General features: G+C 59.4%; 15 protein-coding genes. 9 read left to right on the top strand and 6 right to left on the bottom strand.

From position 1 onward, the window contains the following. The 3 genes from IH881_17440 to IH881_17430 form a co-directional block, all read right to left on the bottom strand. A partial coding sequence (locus IH881_17440; GenBank protein MCH7869481.1) for a site-specific integrase occupies positions 1-126 on the bottom strand: 126 nt, incomplete at its 3' end. 1,097 nt (positions 127-1,223) lie between these two features. Next, positions 1,224-2,549 carry an adenylate/guanylate cyclase domain-containing protein gene (locus IH881_17435; protein MCH7869480.1) on the bottom strand — a complete coding sequence of 442 codons (1,326 nt, stop codon included), beginning with the start codon at positions 2,547-2,549 and terminating at the stop codon, positions 1,224-1,226. A gap of 102 nt (positions 2,550-2,651) precedes the next feature. Further along, a complete protein-coding gene (locus tag IH881_17430; protein MCH7869479.1) occupies positions 2,652-2,798 on the bottom strand; it encodes a hypothetical protein in 147 nt (48 codons plus the stop codon). Positions 2,799-3,053: 255 nt separating this feature from the next. Between IH881_17430 and IH881_17425 the strand changes: the two genes are divergently transcribed. Further along, entirely contained in the window at positions 3,054-4,196 is a 1,143-nt protein-coding gene (locus tag IH881_17425) for a zinc-binding dehydrogenase (protein ID MCH7869478.1), read from the top strand. 4 nt (positions 4,197-4,200) lie between these two features. Here IH881_17425 and IH881_17420 read toward each other — a convergent pair whose 3' ends face one another. After that, complete coding sequence (locus tag IH881_17420) at positions 4,201-4,875, bottom strand: beta-lactamase family protein (GenBank protein ID MCH7869477.1); 675 nt, start codon at positions 4,873-4,875, stop codon at positions 4,201-4,203. 347 nt (positions 4,876-5,222) lie between these two features. Here IH881_17420 and IH881_17415 point away from each other — a divergent pair, with 347 nt between their 5' ends. From IH881_17415 to IH881_17390, 6 genes are all read left to right on the top strand, one after another. Beyond that, complete coding sequence (locus IH881_17415) at positions 5,223-6,290, top strand: mechanosensitive ion channel family protein (protein MCH7869476.1); 1,068 nt, start codon at positions 5,223-5,225, stop codon at positions 6,288-6,290. 89 nt (positions 6,291-6,379) lie between these two features. Then, on the top strand, positions 6,380-6,565 hold the full coding sequence (locus IH881_17410) for a hypothetical protein (GenBank protein MCH7869475.1): 186 nt from the start codon (positions 6,380-6,382) through the stop codon (positions 6,563-6,565). Positions 6,566-6,794: 229 nt separating this feature from the next. Further along, positions 6,795-7,898, top strand: coding sequence for an inositol-3-phosphate synthase (locus IH881_17405; GenBank protein ID MCH7869474.1), 1,104 nt, complete (start codon positions 6,795-6,797; stop codon positions 7,896-7,898). Next, positions 7,891-9,246: an NTP transferase domain-containing protein gene (locus IH881_17400; protein ID MCH7869473.1), complete on the top strand. Its 1,356-nt coding sequence runs from the start codon at positions 7,891-7,893 to the stop codon at positions 9,244-9,246. Before IH881_17405 ends, IH881_17400 begins: the two co-directional genes overlap by 8 nt. Continuing rightward, entirely contained in the window at positions 9,243-9,872 is a 630-nt protein-coding gene (locus tag IH881_17395) for a DUF4202 family protein (GenBank protein MCH7869472.1), read from the top strand. Before IH881_17400 ends, IH881_17395 begins: the two co-directional genes overlap by 4 nt. A gap of 331 nt (positions 9,873-10,203) precedes the next feature. Beyond that, entirely contained in the window at positions 10,204-11,445 is a 1,242-nt protein-coding gene (locus tag IH881_17390; GenBank protein ID MCH7869471.1) for a TIM barrel protein, read from the top strand. 159 nt (positions 11,446-11,604) lie between these two features. Here IH881_17390 and IH881_17385 read toward each other — a convergent pair whose 3' ends face one another. Beyond that, positions 11,605-12,009, bottom strand: a complete 405-nt coding sequence (locus IH881_17385; GenBank protein ID MCH7869470.1) for an Lrp/AsnC family transcriptional regulator — start codon at positions 12,007-12,009, stop codon at positions 11,605-11,607. A 312-nt stretch (positions 12,010-12,321) separates the two neighbouring features. Here IH881_17385 and IH881_17380 point away from each other — a divergent pair, with 312 nt between their 5' ends. Together IH881_17380 and IH881_17375 are read left to right on the top strand one after the other, a co-directional pair. Further along, complete coding sequence (locus tag IH881_17380) at positions 12,322-13,800, top strand: hypothetical protein (protein MCH7869469.1); 1,479 nt, start codon at positions 12,322-12,324, stop codon at positions 13,798-13,800. A gap of 101 nt (positions 13,801-13,901) precedes the next feature. Beyond that, positions 13,902-15,251, top strand: coding sequence for a type III PLP-dependent enzyme (locus tag IH881_17375; GenBank protein ID MCH7869468.1), 1,350 nt, complete (start codon positions 13,902-13,904; stop codon positions 15,249-15,251). A gap of 283 nt (positions 15,252-15,534) precedes the next feature. On the opposite strand, the gene IH881_17370 is transcribed toward IH881_17375, so the two are convergent. Further along, positions 15,535-16,599 (bottom strand): hypothetical protein, encoded by a 1,065-nt coding sequence (locus tag IH881_17370; GenBank protein MCH7869467.1) that lies wholly within the window; start codon positions 16,597-16,599, stop codon positions 15,535-15,537. Positions 16,600-16,798: the final 199 nt, after the last annotated feature.

Raw genomic sequence — 16,798 nt, 5'->3', positions numbered from 1 at the left:
CTCCGCGTCCAATAGATCCGCCGCTTCCGCATCGAGTTCGGGTAGCGCGTCAGTGTAGATGTCGAGCGTGGTGCTGATCTGTGCGTGACCGAGCCTGATTTGAACCACCTTCGCGTGAAGCCCCATTCGCAACTCACATCGGTAGCCATCGTGTGTCTTAACGTATTGAAGCCCACGGTCGGCTGACCTTGTCCACTTTTGCGCGACAAGGTCACTTTGTTGATGCGACCTCGTCGCACTCCTCGAAGGTGGAATGACGACTTCACTCCCCCGAGCGGCGCTGGCATCGTAAATTGCGAGGGTGTCATAGGCCGCGTCCGCGGAGGATAGGTAATTAAAGCTGGGTTCCCGCAACCCCGGCCAATTAGCACGTTGGCAAGTCTCCCGAATTCAGGAGTGATATGGCCGACCCGGGGCGCACGAGTAGCTTGCATGAACCCAGTTCGTTTTTGTTTGCGCTGCACAAATCGGGTAGCAGCATGCTCAACGAGATCATGGTCGAGTGCTGCAAGGTGGCTGAGGTCTCGACCCTGAATGTACCGGAGTGCTTCTTCTACCGTGGCGTGGAGGAAGTCGGGATCCCGGATTCGACCTTCGACGGTCTCCCCAAGTGGGGCTTTCTGCTCCACGGATACCGTTTTCTGCCTCCCTTCTTGCGGAGTCCCGATCTTTCTGCGCACAAGAAGGTGATCCTGGTGCGCGACCCGCGCGACATCATGGTCTCGCTCTACTTTTCGAACGCGCACAGCCATGTGCTCCCGCCCGAAGGAGAGCTGCGCGATGCCATGCTTGCCAAGCGAAAGGAATTGCAGGAGACGCCGATCGGCGAATACTCGCTCGGCGTCGATGGCGAATTCATCCGCGACAATTTCGATCTCTATGCGGGGCTGCTGGACGCGAATTCACTGGTCATCCACTACGAAGACCTGGTCTACGAGAAGCTTCGAGTTGTCGGGTCGATCCTCGACTACCTCAATATTTCGATCCCCCAAAGTCGTCTCGAAGAGATCGTAGCCAAGCAGGACCTGTTCCCCGAGCAGGAAGACATCTCCGAACACGTGCGGCAGGTCCACCCCGGCAATTTCACCAATCACTTCGATCAACAGCGAGTCGCGCAATTGAACGACTATTTCCGAGACGCCTGTGCGTCCTTCGGGTATGCCGCTCTAGCGCCAATGCGCCAATGCGTCGATCGCGCCCGGGCGAAGGGACTCGAGGGACACTTAGCCGTCGACGGCGTAGAGCTGCCACAGTCCGGGAATGCCCTTGAGTTCGTGGCTGCCGCGATTGGTGAAGCTCAGCTCAGAGCCGGCAACCAAGTCCTTCACGGTGCTCGATACGAGTACTTCGTTGGCACTCGCAGCTCCGCACACTCTGGCGCCGAGATGGACGGCGAGGCCCGTCACCTTGTCGCCGAGCAGCTCACACTCGCCCGTGTGGAGGCCCGCCCGGATTGAAATGCCCAGCGAGGCAACCGCGTTGCGGGTTGCACACGCACAGCGGATGGCTCGCGCGGGCCCGTCGAAGGTGGCGAAGAAACCGTCGCCGGCGGTATCGATTTCGCGACCGCGATGTCGCGCGAGTTCTTTGCGCACGATCGAATAGAATTGTTCCAGCAGCTCCCGGTAGCTTCGATCCCCGTGCTCCGCGAGCTGAGACGTGGAATCGACGATGTCCATGAACAGCACCGTAGCGAGGACTCGGTCGGGTTCTGCACTGTGACGGCTACCGGTAACAAATTGTTCGACTTCGTCGAGGATCGCGTCCGTGTCGCCGACCCATGGAAAGTGATCGCGACCCGGCACCTCGATCATTCTGGCGCCCTCGATGTGCTCCGCCAGGTAGCGACCTCCGGCTACGGGGGTTGCTCGGTTGTCCTCGCGATGGACGACGAGCGTTGGGACCTTCACCGACGAGAGAATACTCCTGACGTCGGTGTCACTCGCCATGGCGATGATCTTCCGGATCGCGCCCGGGCTTACTGCGCGCCGCTCGAACCGCCCCCAACTGCGAACGAAGGCTTCGTCATCCGCGCGGGACGGCGCGTAAATTTTTGCTGTGACGCCCTGGCCCCACTCTGCCTCGAGGCGTTGGAGGAACCGGTCCCACTGGACACTCGTCAGCGCCCAGGGGTAGTCCTCGGACCACAAGCCCGTGGCAAAGGTGTTGCACAGCACGAGCCCGGCTGTTCGGCCCGGATGCGTTGCGGCAAAGAGAATACACATCGGGCCACTTTCGGAGATCCCGAACAGGAAGGCGCGTTTCGATCCCGCCGCATCGAGAACGGCCCGCAAGTCGTCCATCCGCTCGTCGAGCGTTGGAAGCCGATCGACCGGATCGGAAAGTCCGGTGCCTCGCCGATCCAGCAGGATCAGCCGAGAAAAGCGTGACATGCGCTCGAGGAAGGGCGCGAAGCTCGGTTCCTCCCAGGCGTATTCCACGTGTGACACCCAGCCCGGAACGAAGACCAGGTCGCCCTCGCCCTCGCCAGTGACCTGGTAGGCGATGTTGACTCCGTCGTGCTTCGCATAGTGCGTTTCGGGAGTCATTCTGTTCTTCCCCCTATTCTACCTTGAGCCCGCCCATCGACTCACAGATTCTGCAAAAGGTGTCTCGTGTTTCGATCATGCAAACTCCCGGAATGGAATGGGCTACTCGAAGAAAACGGCGGTCCAAGCGTAGTCGATGCAGCCGGGCTGGGTGCGGGTTGGGTCGATGAGCTCTTTGGCGAGGTCGAGCGCTTCGGCGCGCTTTTCGATCGGGATCTCGACCCAGCCGGCAACGATGATCTTGGACACTTGGTGGCTTCCTTCATACATACTGGTTCGGGTTGGCTGTTCTGATTGGCTGTACCGATTGGAACGGGAAACGCGTGTCACGCGCAATCAGAGACGCAAGTCTACGAGGCGACCGCGTTGTTCACCAACTTGCCGAGCTCCCGGTAGCCCCCACAGCCCCAGCGAAAATAGACAAATGCATCTATGCTGATACCCAATCAACGCCTGCGCCGGCGGCGGTGAACGCTGCCCACGACAGCCCCCAGGAGGTGACCCATGCCCGGCGAAGAAACCCTGACGTCCCGCGAGATTCGTTCGAAGATCAGCAAGGACGGCACCCTCGAGCTTTCCCTCGCATCAACCCAGATTCCCGCGCCCGCCGAAGACGAAATCGTGGTGCGCGTAGAGGCCACTCCGATCAACCCCTCGGACCTCGGGCTGCTCTTTGGTCCAGCAGACATGACGACCGCAAAGTCCTCGGGCAGCGCCAGCGAGCCGATCGTAACCGCCGACGTCCCCAGTGGTCTGATGAGGTCCGTGGCCGCCAGAGTCGATCAGTCCCTGGCCGTCGGCAACGAGGGCGCGGGCATCGTGGTGCAGGCGGGTGAATCCGACGCCGCCCAGGCGCTGCTCGGCAAGACCGTCGGATTGATCGGCGGCGGCATGTACGCACAGTTCCGCGTCTTGAAAGTCGCCATGAGCCTGACCCTGGAAGAGGGCACGACCCCGAAAGAGGGTGCATCTTGCTTCGTCAATCCCCTCACCGCTCTCGGCATGGTCGAGACCATGCGCCTGGAAAACCACACCGCATTGGTCCACACCGCGGCCGCGTCGAACCTCGGGCAGATGCTCAACCGAGTCTGCCTGAGCGATGGAATCGATCTCGTTTGCATCGTGCGCAAGCCCGCGCAAGTAGACCTGCTGAAGAAGGCCGGAGCAAAGTTCGTCTGCGACTCTTCGGCGTCGTCGTTCATGGAAGACTTGATCGATGCTCTGGTGACGACCGGCGCGACGATCGCCTTTGATGCCACCGGCGGTGGCAAGTTGGCCGGACAGATTCTGACTTGCATGGAAGCTGCCGCGAACAAGAGCGCCAGCGAGTTCAGCCGCTACGGTTCGACCGTCCACAAGCAGGTCTACATCTACGGCGGGCTCGATCGCTCACAGACCGTATTCGGTCGCAACTTTGGCATGGCCTGGGGGATCGGCGGCTGGTTGTTGACGCCCTTCTTGCAGAAGATCGGCTTCGAGGCGGGTCAGGGCTTGCGAGAGCGTGTGGCCAGCGAGATCAAGACGACGTTTGCGAGTTCCTACGCACGCGAAGTTTCTCTTGCGGGCGCCCTGCAACTGGACGCGATTGCGTCCTACGGCAAACAGGCGAGCGGCGAGAAGTTCTTGATCAATCCGAACAAGGACTAGTGGACTAGCGACCGAGCGCGAGCGCCAGCTCCGACATTTTGATGCCGCGCACGAACTGGCTGATCTGATCCGTGTCGCCGGTCTGCAGGAACGCAAACAAGACGCCGGTCGCGGGCTCTGCGAAGCCGATCTGTCCTCCGGCACCGGGCCAACCGTAGGCGGTGGGTGACTTGCCCCAGGTGGTGCCAAAGCCGGCGCCGATCACGACGCCGGTGGTGCGGTTCGCCGGACGCTGCATGATCGGATCCAGCAAGGTGCAACGAACATTGCCGACACCGTCGGCCAGCACGTCGGCCTTCCACAACCCTCCCGGGTTGTGGAGCAAGCCCTGATAGAAACGCGCCAGATCTTCTGCGTGCATCACCGCCCTACCACCCGGCACGCCGTCTTCGATCATGACCGGGAAGTTGAACCGGTCATCGGGTGGCGTGGGCAGACACAACTGCGCGATGTCGCCTTGTTCGGCTTGCGGAATCCCCAGCAATCTGGGCAAACCCAGGGGAGCGGTGACGCGCTGTTCGACATAGTCGCGGAAGTCCATACCCCCCAGGCGTTCGATCAGTTCCGCCAAAACCCAATGGGCAGAACCGCCGTGGTACACGTACTGGGTACCGGGCTCGTATTCGATATGAGAGGCCAGCTTCGGAAGTTGGGGGCAAACTGTGGCCGATGAGGCCACAGTTTGTGGTTTCGCCCGTGGGCGCAGCCCACATGAAGGGCGAAGCCGGTGCGTTCGAATCGCGCCCGGGTCACCATCGTTTTCTTTGGGCCTGCCACGGGGGTTGCCTTTCCGGCGCTTCCCGCTTCGACGACGGCAGCCGTGTACTCGGAGCAAGAACCGATCGGGCGCACAGCCTCGCGCAAAATGCGAGAAGTCTGCAGCTTCTACACCCACGGTTCAGACTCTCGTGAGACGCAGCGAGCGGACAGGAAGGTGAGAGCTGGAGCTGTGACGGCAGCAGGGACTTCACTACCCTGAGGCGCCTCTCGCAGTGAAGCGAAGCCTGACAATGCAAGGAGACAGCAATGAACGATTGGATCGCGTTTGCTGAGGAGGCACGGAATGTACCGTGGGTGCGTGCCATCGTGGTGGTTCTGGGATCGGCGATGCTGGCCAAGCTCGTCGACGTCGTGATCTCTCGATTCCTGTTGCGCCTGACCCTGCGCACGAATACGGATCTGGACGACAAGCTGGTTCAGCTTCTCCACCGACCAATCTTCATCAGCGTAATCCTGATTGGACTGCATATCGCGCTGAAGATGCTGGGGTGGAGTCCGGATGTTGAACGTATCGTCGGCGCACTAATCAAGACTTGGGCCGTCTTCGTCTGGGCCGGGGCCGGATTCAAGTTGACTTCGACCGCGCTGACCGGGCTGAGCCGACTCGCCGATCGTGTGACTTGGGTCGAAGCGCGCACGCTTCCGCTCTTTGACAATCTGAGCAAGATCGTCGTTTTCAGTCTGGCGGTCTATTTCTTTCTCGTTACCTGGGATCTGGATCTCTCGGCCTGGCTGGCCTCCGCCGGCATCATGGGAATCGCCGTGGGTTTTGCGGCCAAGGATACGCTGGCCAACCTCTTTGGCGGACTCTTTGTCATCATGGATGCGCCCTACAAGATCGGCGACTTCATCAACCTCGACACGGGTGAGCGCGGCCGAGTGATCAAGATCGGACTGCGCAGCACGCGTCTGTTGACCCGCGACGATGTCGAAATTACCCTCCCCAACTCGCACATCGCCAACGCCAAGGTTGTCAACGAGTCCGGGGGCCCGAACGAGAAGACCCGGGTGGCAATTCAGGTGGGTGTGGCCTACGGCTCCGACATCGAGCGAGTTCGGGAGGTGCTCGTGGAGGCCGCGCAATCGGTCGAGTTCGTGGTGGACGATCCCGCGCCGCGCGTGCGCTTCATCGAGATGGGGGACTCGGCGCTGATCTTCCGAATTCAGGGCTGGATCAATGAGCCAGCCCAGCGGGGTAGTTGTATCGACGGATTGAACACGGCGATCTACCAGGCGCTAGGCAAAGCCGCCATCGAGATCCCTTTTCCGCAGCGAGTCATCCATGTGGCTCCGTCCGTGACAGCGTCCTCCTGACTCGGATCGGCATCGTGGGAGCCCGCGCTCTCGGGGAAGCGGGTGTTCCCAGGAGCGGCGTCAAGGTATCCGGGTTGAGCTAGGCTGATGTGTGGGTAATTCCATTCGATGGCGGCTGCGGCGGGGCAGCCGACCTCGGGACGCCGCTATTCGACGTAGCCCAGAGACTGAAGAAGCTCCTGCGTCTCGGCGTCTCCGGGTGGGGGCGCTTCGACGGGAATCCTCTGGTGGTAGAGCGTCCGCTCGGGCCGGGTCGCCAGATCTCTCTTCCCTGATACGGAACTTATCTTGCCAAAAAGGGTTCCTGCCTGCCGTATCCGCGACAAGACCCGAGGGATGGGGTAACACCGGGCTCGGCAGTGTTCCAACGTAGCACTGCCGCGCCCCGCGACGTCGTGCGAAGAAAAGGGGCGGAAACCCTACATGCAGGTTTAATCGGCGTACCGCGAGGCTCGGTGGGTCGCGGTCTGATTCGCGATGCAATTGAACTAGGAGAAGGACTCAATGGAGAAGATCCGAATAGCGATCGCTGGGATAGGCAACTGTGCCAGCTCGCTCGTGCAGGGGTTCGAATACTACAAGGACAAGAAGCCCGAGGATGCCATCGGACTCATGCACTGGGACATCGGCGGCTATCGCCCATTCGACATCGAGGTCGTCGCCGCCTTCGATATTGACGTGCGCAAGGTGGGGAAGGATGTAAACGAAGCCATCTTCGAGCTCCCCAACTGCACGACGGTGTTCTGCGAAAAACTCCCCAAGGCAAAAGTACAGGTCCAGATGGGACGAATCTTGGACGGCGTTGCAGAGCATATGGGACAACATCCTGATGAGCGCACTTTCCTACCGTCCGATGCTCCCGAAGCAACCCGTGAGGCCGTTGTTCTCACCCTGAAGCAATCGCGAGCCGAGGTACTCCTCAACTATCTTCCAGTGGGCTCTGAAGAGGCCGCTCGCTTCTACGCCGAGTGCGCACTCGAAGCCGGTGTGGCACTCATCAACTGCATCCCGGTTTTCATCGCGAGTGATCCCGACTTTGCCCAGCGCTTCAAAGACAAGGGGATTCCCATCGTCGGCGACGACATCAAGGCACAGCTCGGCGCGACCATCACTCACCGCATGCTTACCGACCTGTTTCGCAAGCGTGGCGTCAAGCTCGAGCGCACCTATCAGCTCAACACGGGAGGCAACACCGACTTTCTCAACATGCTGAACCGCGATCGCTTACGCTCTAAGAAGGAATCGAAGACCGAGGCTGTGCAGTCGGTGGCAGGTGAGCGAATCTCAGACGAGAACATCCACGTGGGTCCCAGCGATTACGTGGCGTGGCAGAACGACAACAAGGTCTGTTTCTTGCGCATGGAGGGGAAGCTCTTCGGCGACGTTCCAATGAATCTCGAACTGAGGCTCTCAGTAGAGGACTCGCCCAACTCAGCAGGGGTCTCGATCGACGCCATCCGCTGCGCAAAGCTTGCACTCGACAACGGCATTGGGGGACCCCTCCTCTCTCCTTCGTCCTATTTCATGAAGCATCCCCCCGAGCAGTACACCGACGACGAAGCCTACACCCGCACGGAGGATTTCATCGCCGGCCGCCGAGATGTCTGATCGGGCGCGCAAGTGCCTCATCATCGCCGCTGGGAGAGGCAGTCGTCTGGCGAGCGGGGGTCTTCCCAAACCTCTCTTTCGGCTGCTGGGCTTATCGCTCATCGAGCGCGCCCTCGTCAATGCCACACGCGCGGGGCTCACCGAGTTCGTCGTAGTCACTGGCTACCAAAGCGATCGCGTCACGGCGTCACTCGATCGCCTGGCCAAGCGTCGCGGCCTCAACATCACCCACGTCGTCAATGAGAAATGGGATGGGGGCAACGGCCTCTCCGTGCTGGCAGCCCGGGAGGTCATCGGCGACGACACCTTCGTCCTTCTAATGGCGGATCACTTGGTAGACGTCTCCCTACTCAGCGGACTCCGCGACGCAGAACTCGAGGCCGGCGAGGTCTGCCTGGCGATCGACTCCAACCTCCTCAACCCCCTGGTGGATCTCGATGATGTCACCAAGGTACGGACCCGCGACGGGCAACTCGAGGCCATCGGAAAGAACCTCGAGCACTACGACGCCTTCGACACCGGGTGCTTCCTCTGCTCGGCCGACCTCTTCTCGGCCCTTGACCAGGCCCGAAATCAAGAAGGGGACGAGTCCCTCTCGGCGGGAATCGCGTTCCTGGCTGAGCGGGGCAAGATGCGCGTTCACGACATCGGCGATGCATTCTGGATCGACGTGGATGATGCCCGTGCGGCGGCGCGCGCCGAGCGGGCATTGATTGCTGGCCTCCCCAAGCTCGGCGATGGTCCCATCTCGCGAAACCTCAACCGACCTCTGTCAATCCGGATCACGCGTCGTCTGATTGATCGCTCCATCTCCCCGAATCAAATATCATTTTTTTGCTTTGCACTCGGCCTTGTGGCCGCGGGTCTATTCGCCGTGGGCGGAACACTTTGGCTGGCCGTCGGTGGACTGCTCGCCCAGACGGCTTCGGTGCTGGACGGCTGCGACGGCGAGGTCGCACGGCTACGACTGGAGGAGAGTGAATTCGGGGGTTGGTTCGACGCCGTGCTCGACCGCTACACCGACGCGTTTCTACTCTTCGGACTCACGTGGCACGTCTTCTTCTCAGCCGGGGGGGGGCCCTTCGCGCTATTCGTGGGTTTCATGGCCATCACGGGCTCGTTTCTCGTCAGCTATACCGCCGACAAATACGACGGGTTGATGAAAACCCGGTTCCAGCGCGGCGAGAGCCTGGGATTCCGGATCGGGCGGGATCTTCGCGTGCTCATGATCGCCCTGGGGGCCGTATTCAACCTGCCCTTGCTCGCACTTTCGCTGATTGCGCTGGTCATGAACGCAGAGACTGTCAGCCGCATCGTCGCGGCTAGCCGCGAGCCCGCCGAGGCATGACCCCCGCCGACGAGTCTCTTCAGCGTGTCCGAACGCGAATACGCGAGGTCATTGCAGGCTCGTCGGTTCCCGAGGATCCGGGCCACTCCATCAACACACTGGAATGGCTGCTGAAGTTCGAGCCCGGTGCCGATGAGGCCCTTCAACTCGCTGCGCTCGGCCATGACATCGATCGCGCGGTGGAAGCGAGCAAGGTACTCCGCGCAGATTTTTCCGATTACGAAGACTTCAAGGCCACCCATGCAAGGCACAGTGCCGAAATGCTGCTCGCGATCCTTCAGGAATGCGGAGTGGAAGACCCAGCGCTTGCTGACGAGTTAAGCCGTTTAGTATGCGCCCACGAGGTCGGAGGAGAACCACGCACGGACCTGTTGATGGAAGTGGACAGTCTCTCCTACTTCGACGTCAACCTCCCCCTCTACCGCGAGCGGAACAGCCGTGAAGAAACGCTGCGGCGCTGTGTCTGGGGCTACCATCGCCTCTCCGAACGGGCGAGGCGCATCGTGGCGCAGCTCTACCCGCCCGGGGATGAGTTGGCGGGGCTGCTGGAAGAGGCTCGGAGTGAAGCAACGCGCAAGGAGTTCACCCAATCTGGGCCATCGCGTGCACAGCCGAACAGCCCTTAGGGTGCTCCCACACTCCCAGCCACGCGTCTGGCAGCCAAGCAGCGACCCGCTGCGACTCGCAGATAAGCCGTCCGCATAGCCACCTGCCTCATGCGGAACTCGTCCGCGATCCATCGTTCTCGACTCATCGTTCTGGTAAGAGAAATATGAATCGCCTCCCCTTTTTGGCGCAGTCACCAAACTCATCCCCTCGCCCCATCGATCCACTCGTACAGAATTCAACCTCTGGAAGTGATCTCAGCGGTATGCACCCGCATCGTACTTTTCCTATCCTTGCCAGTTCCAGATCACAAGGGGCGAGATGACCCTCCAAACCCGATTCGAGACATTCTTGGGCGGACCCACTGCTGGCGGATTTTCCATCCCGCAACTCGACCCAGCATTGGCTTGGAAGATCTTCCGGCGGATCGATCAGCTGAAATGGCATCTCAACCGCTACAGCATGGAACTCAACTTCCTCCATGGCGCTTTGGGTGTCGATGCATTTTTGTCCTTCGCGCGAGACTCCGGTTTCGATGGAGCCCAGCTGCACTTCACGCGGAGCGGGCCCCGGATGGGCCTCACGGCCGAGTCTGATCAGTACCTTGCCGATCTCGCGAAGCAGGAGGGCATGCACAAACTCGACCTCACCCTCGACATCAGCACCATTCAACGAGAAGACGTAAATGATGTCACCCGTGTCGCACGAGCGATGGGGATTCAGACGATTCGCTGCTATTCGTCGTCCGGCGGCACGATCCAGCAGATCATTCGGACCGCAATCGAAGAGCTCAAGTACGCAGCAGAGTTGGGATCTCGATTGAATATTCGCTTTCTTCTCGAGCAGCACGAGCGTCTCACCGGTCCAGAAATCTTGGAGATCTTGCACGGCGTAGACGCAAATCGCACCCTTGGCGTACTCTTCGACTTCGCCAATCCGATTCCGGCCGATCGCAATCCTCTCGAGGATCTATACGAGATGAGGGAGGTGATCCGCGGCGCACATAGCAAGGATGTGATCGTTCTTCCCGAAAGACGTGGCCAGAGTTGCATTGGAGTGCGATTCGGTGAGGGCGATCTACCTTTACCCAAGATCTATTTTGACCTGCTCATGCTGGGCGAGGACGAACCCCAACTCGACTTCATCGCTGTGCAGAACGTCGTGGGCTACATTGCGCCCGTCGGGCGCTCGCGGGAAGAGAGTTCGAACTACGAATATCAACTCAAATCCGCCAGCCGTACCCCCATGACCGCAACCGAACAGGAGCGGCGACTTGCACGAGAACGCGAAGACGTACTCCAGCACTTAGAGGCTGCAAAGCTGCTCTTGAACCAACTGCGAGGCTTCGCAACCGAGGCGGTGAGTGCAGTCCATCCGGGTGCTGAACTCGGACCCGAGGCCGCTTGCGTCCGGGCCATTGAAGATATCGGCCAACAGATCTACGGCGACTCGGGCCGAAAGTACATCTGGCAGGCGCTCCAAGCCTCCGATGGCTCCGAGCTCGAGGCCACAGTGCTCGGTGAGAAAGAAGGAAGAGTGCTGCTCACTCTGGCCCAAGAGAAGCACCTCGAACTGACGCAAGGATGCATCTAGGAAGCCACGGCCCTGTCTGCGGGGTGCCTCGACTTACGGGCATAGGATTGTTGCTGATTCCATTCCACTCTTGTCCACGTTTACCAGTCTCCGAAGCTGGGGTCGCGCGTTTGAATCGCGCCCGGGTCACCATTTCTTATCAAGCGTGCGTCCTGTTCGCTATCTGCGCTCGAATTTCGTCGATAAAGCCACGTGGGATTCCGTACGGGTGACACCTTCAATGTTACCGAGATCAACCAACAACTCGTTGATATCTTCTGTTGTTGGTGCCGTCGCCTCGGCCAACAGATCAAAGCGACCGCTGATGCTCCATAGGGCCTTGACGGACGGCATCCGCTCAATCGTTGCCATGATCTGTGTTGCAGATTTGGGCTCAATGACCAGTTCGATGAATGTTGTCACGTGACTCCGGTTCCAGTCCGGATTCAACTTCACTGTGAAACCTTCGATGACACCGATTCGTTTCAATCGATTCAGTCTCTCCTGAACAGCAGTTCTGGATACGCCAAGCACTCGTGCAAGACTGCTGATGGACTCCCGTGCATTGGCTTGCAGGAGTCGCATGAGGGCCTCATCTCGATCGCTTATTTGGGCCAACTTGTTCACCTTTTGTCAATTCAACTAATTTACATGTCAATTTGACCATCATTATATCCAAATTTGCCAAATCAACACCTTCATTTTGTCCATTGCTTTATGGTTCAATGATTTATCAATGCTGTACCCAGCCTGCCGAAAACGGCACGGCACCATGCGTACTTGGTATTCATTGAATGACGGATTGTTTTCTCTATCCCGCACAGGCGGTGCGGGGCTAGGCGTACGAAGTGATCGCGGCATCAACTGCGAAGATGCATCGGAGAAGGGAGAAGAGTCATGCTACGACGATATGTTTCGATCGGACTGTTACGGATAGGGGTGATCGGGTTTGCGCTCTCGGCGATTTTCTCCCTGAGCGCGCAGGCTGGCGACATCATCTTGTTGGGAACGGTCGATCCGATTAAAGGGGTCGACAAATATTCCGACATCTGGGGCGAAGGTGACTACGCGTATCTCGGGGCCTACAGCGGCAGGAAAGTTTCGATCCTCGACGTCTCTGACCCGGCAAACCCCAGCCTGGTGTCCTTTTACGCCCCGGCCACAGGAAGCGGCGCCTTCCACGACGTGAAGGTATCTGACGGCATCGGATATTTTGCGGATGATGCCGGGGACGGAATGCATATCGTGGACGTCTCGGATCCTGCGAATCCCACTCTGCTCACGATCATCAGGGCTGCCGATGGTGGCTTCGACAGAATTCATAATTCGTTTGTGCATGGGAACTATCTCTACATGACGAGGTCATCCGGGACCATCAAGGTTTTCGACATGATTGCGCCGGCGACTCCCGTTTTCGTGAGAGATATCGTTACGCCCAATTCCGGTAGAATCCACGACATCACAGTACTCGGCACGCGACTCTACGCGTCGGACATACGTAATGGCAGAACGTATATCTACGACGTCACTTCGATCGGATCCTCCGCGCCGACCCTGATCTCGGACGTGCCGACCGGGGGCAGTTCCCACTCCAGCTGGGCCACGTCCGACGGAACGATTTTGGTCAGCGCCCAAGAAAAACCCGACGGCAATGTCTTGATTTTCGATATCTCGAACCTCGCTGCGCCCGTCTTGTTGGCGACGATGAACCGCACCTCTCTCGGCCTCGGAAGCGAAGTCCTCTCACCCCACAACCCCGTGCTCTTCAGCGACACACTGCTGTTCATCTCGTGGTACGAGGCCGGTGTGGTGGCGATCGACATCAGCGACCCATCCAACCCGGTAATGATTGGCCAATACGACACCTGGGACAACAACGCTTTCTTTGGTTACGACGGCAACTGGGGCGTCTACCCCTTCTCCGGTCTGGATCGCGTCCTGCTGAGTGATGAACAGAACGGACTCTATGTCGTGGACGCAACGGCTCTAGTCTGTGGAAATGGCGCGCTCGACTACACAGAGGAGTGCGATGACGGAAACAATGAGGGCGGGGACGGTTGTTCGGCGACCTGCCAGATTGAGGGCGTAGATACCGATGGCGATGGTGTACCGGACGAAGATGATGCCTGCCCGAATTCCAACCTCGACCCGACCGTGGTGATCGATGGCTGCGATTCAGAGGTCAGTAACACCGTGCAGGCGGATGGTTGTACGATTTCGGATGAGATAGACGAATGTGCAGCCAACGCTGCGAAACATGGGTCGTTTCAGCGCTGTGTTTCCAAGCTGACAGGTGGGCTCAAGAAGGACGGTGTGCTGACGGGACGCGAGGAGGATCAGATTCTGAGCTGCGCGGGTCAGTCGAGCTACCCCTAGGCCGCGTCGTGGAACGAAGACAGGCGAAGGCTGCTGCATTTCGATGCGTTACAATTCGGCAGCGCGACCCCTTTGCGCGATGAGGAAGTTTCGCAAAGGGGTTGCGCGATGCCCGAGGAGAAGAATTGTCGCAGCCAAATCGGGTTCGCGTGGAAGACGCGGCGTTTGATTTTCGTCATATCCAAGCGCAGCTCGCGAAGGGATACTCGAACCCCTTCCTGATTCTCGACGCGCGCCTGGTGCGTGAAAAGGCGCGCCGCTTTCGCGCCGCAATGCCCCGGGTTTTCCCGCACTACGCGGTCAAAGTGAATGCTGCGCCGGGGATTCTCGCGGCATTGCACGACGAGGGCATCGGATTTGAAATCGCATCTCGGGCAGAACTCGACGGGCTGCTGAGCCTGGGCGTGCCGGCGCACGAAATCCTCTACAGCAACCCCATCAAGTCACACGCCCACGTTTCGCATGCGGTCCAGAAGGGTGTCGAGTGGTTCGTCATCGATGCGATCGAAGAACTGCACAAGGTATACGAAGCAAAGCCAGTCGCGAAGCTCTACCTCCGCGTGCACACCTCCAACGAGGGATCGGTCTGGAAGCTCTCCGGCAAGTTCGGTGCCTTTGAAGAAGAAGCAGAGCAGATCATCGCCGAGGCTGGGAAAATCGGTGCGGATCTCGCCGGAGTGGGTTTCCACGTCGGCTCGCAGTGCAAGAACATCGAAAACTGGCCAATCGGTATCCGCGCTGCACGTGCGACCTTCGAAAAGATGCGGGCCGTCGGGCTGGAACCCCGTTTCCTCAATCTGAGTGGAGGATTCCCGGTATCCATGGGCGATCTGGTGCCGAGTATCGAAGAAATCGGCAAGGCCGTTAACGCCGAACTCGAAAAGGTCCCTGATTCGATCCGTGTGGTCGCGGAACCGGGCCGATTCTTCGTGGCGGACACCGGCTGGTTCGTATGTCAGGTCATCGGCACCGCGACGCGCAATGGCACGCGTTGGCTCTATCTCGACGCCGGCATCTATAGCGGCCTCGGTGAGTTGGCCGACGAGTTTCGATTCAGCATTCGCACGGACCGGGACGGCCCCGCCATCCCCTGGACTGTCGCTGGCCCGACCTGCGATGGTACCGACGTCTGTCTCACGAACGAGCCCCTTCCGGAGAACCTCACGGCCGGAGATTTCATCTACATCCGCGATCAGGGCGCCTACTCGACCGCTTGCGCGACGATGTTCAATGGGTTCCCGATGCCGGACACCATCATCGTCGGCGCCGACCAGCACAGGTACGATTTAGCGCCAATCCCTCTGTGGCGTCCGATTTGCCAAACTGATGCGCCAAGGGCGCGCGCTACTCACTCGTCTCGGCTGCGGCGAGGCTTTGCGTTTTACCGGCGGCTGAATCGGGCAAGCGAGCAAAGACACCGACAGCGTACTTCGGGTACTTCGGGTTGTTGAAGGTCTTGACCAGGTGGTAGAACTCCGGTTCGAGTTGCTCTCGGTAAATCAGTCGCCGAATCACGTACTCGGGTTCGTGGGTCTCGCGCCAGTACATCGAGTTACCCGCGGCTGCGGCCCGGGCAATTTCCGGTTCGATAAGGCCAACCATGTCGATGACGTGGCGATTCGCGTAGTAGCCGACGTAGCCGATCGACCCGGCTGCGACCTGGGCATCGGGTTCGGTATTGAGCGCAACCCATTGCGATGCGTCACCCAGACCGTTCTTGAGGATTTCTCCGTTCTACCGGAGCGCCCCCCGGTTTCTCCAGACCTGCGGGAACCCCGTTCCATCGACAACGAGCATCATCAGGGCCAGGCCGGCATAGGCGGGCCAGATCGGCAGCGCATGTCCGCGTATGAGATCCCCCACTTTCTGCAGTCCGACCGCGACCAGCGAGAAGAAGCCCAGACAGAAGGGTAGGTAATACCAAGGAGCTTTCGGCATCCCGAGTACGATGTAGAGGAACACCAGAACGAGGGACGAAACGAGCAGTCCGTTGAGAGCCGAACGTTTGCGCTTCAACGCGAAGAGTCCGAGGAACGCCAGCGGTACGCAGTGCCGGAACTCGGTCAGGATTGCGGGGATCCGCGATTGGTAGCTACCCCAGTTCTTCGCGCTGAGGAGTTTTACCTCCGCAGACTCGGGGATCATCGACCCCTTGGTGAAATAGAAAATGGCACCGATCCCCAACGTGATTGCCGCCGCGATTGACCCCGGGATGATCCATTTGCGCAACCAATTACGCGTCTCATCAACCCCGACGAACGCGAAATCGAGAAGCGCCAGGATAGGGCCCACCACGAGTGATTCCGGCCGTACCAGGAATAGAATTCCCGTGACAAAGCCGAGGCTCGCGAGTCGAGAGCGTTCGTAGAGCAGCATCGCCAGGCATAGGAAGACGAGATAGAGAGAGGTTTCCATGCCGCTAAACAAGTGGTAGACAACGACGAATCTGGCAGATATGAACAACGCGACGGCGAAGCCTGCAAAAATTGGTGCGATCCCGGAGCGGGTCAACACAAAGTAGAAGAGGGCGACCCCCAGTGTCACTATTGCGGCCTCGAATAGCTTCAGGAACAGGAATATCGAGTCGGGGTTCTGGGGATCGAAGAAGGCGAGGAAGATCAGGCTCTGGCTCAAGGTGTGGAGAATGGATGTGGCGGCGTGATCGTTGGCGCCGGGGTTGAATGTCCAGCCCAGCCCCGAGGAGAAGTTTTTCGCGTAGGTGAGGTAAATCATGGAGTCGTCGAGAAACAACTTCATCTCGAGGCTGAACAGAATCGTGATCCCGAGTGGCACCGCCACGATGGCCGCCCCAATCCACTAACTCGCCTCGGGATCGCTCAGCCAGCGCTTCGCCGTTGCGAATGCCTGTGTATCTTCTCTAGCCACGCGTTTTCTATCGGGTGAAATTCTCTGAGACTAGAGGGGCATCCCGACGGTCTTCTCGTTCTATTTGCTCGTAGTTGGGTGCTTGTTGGAATGCTCGATGCGGTGATTCCAC

The sequence above is a fragment of the Myxococcales bacterium genome (assembly GCA_022563535.1).
Lineage (GTDB): Bacteria > Myxococcota_A > UBA9160 > UBA9160 > UBA4427 > DUBZ01.
The sequence above is the reverse complement of the archived record's forward strand: the minus strand, read 5'-3'. Positions and strand labels throughout refer to the sequence as shown.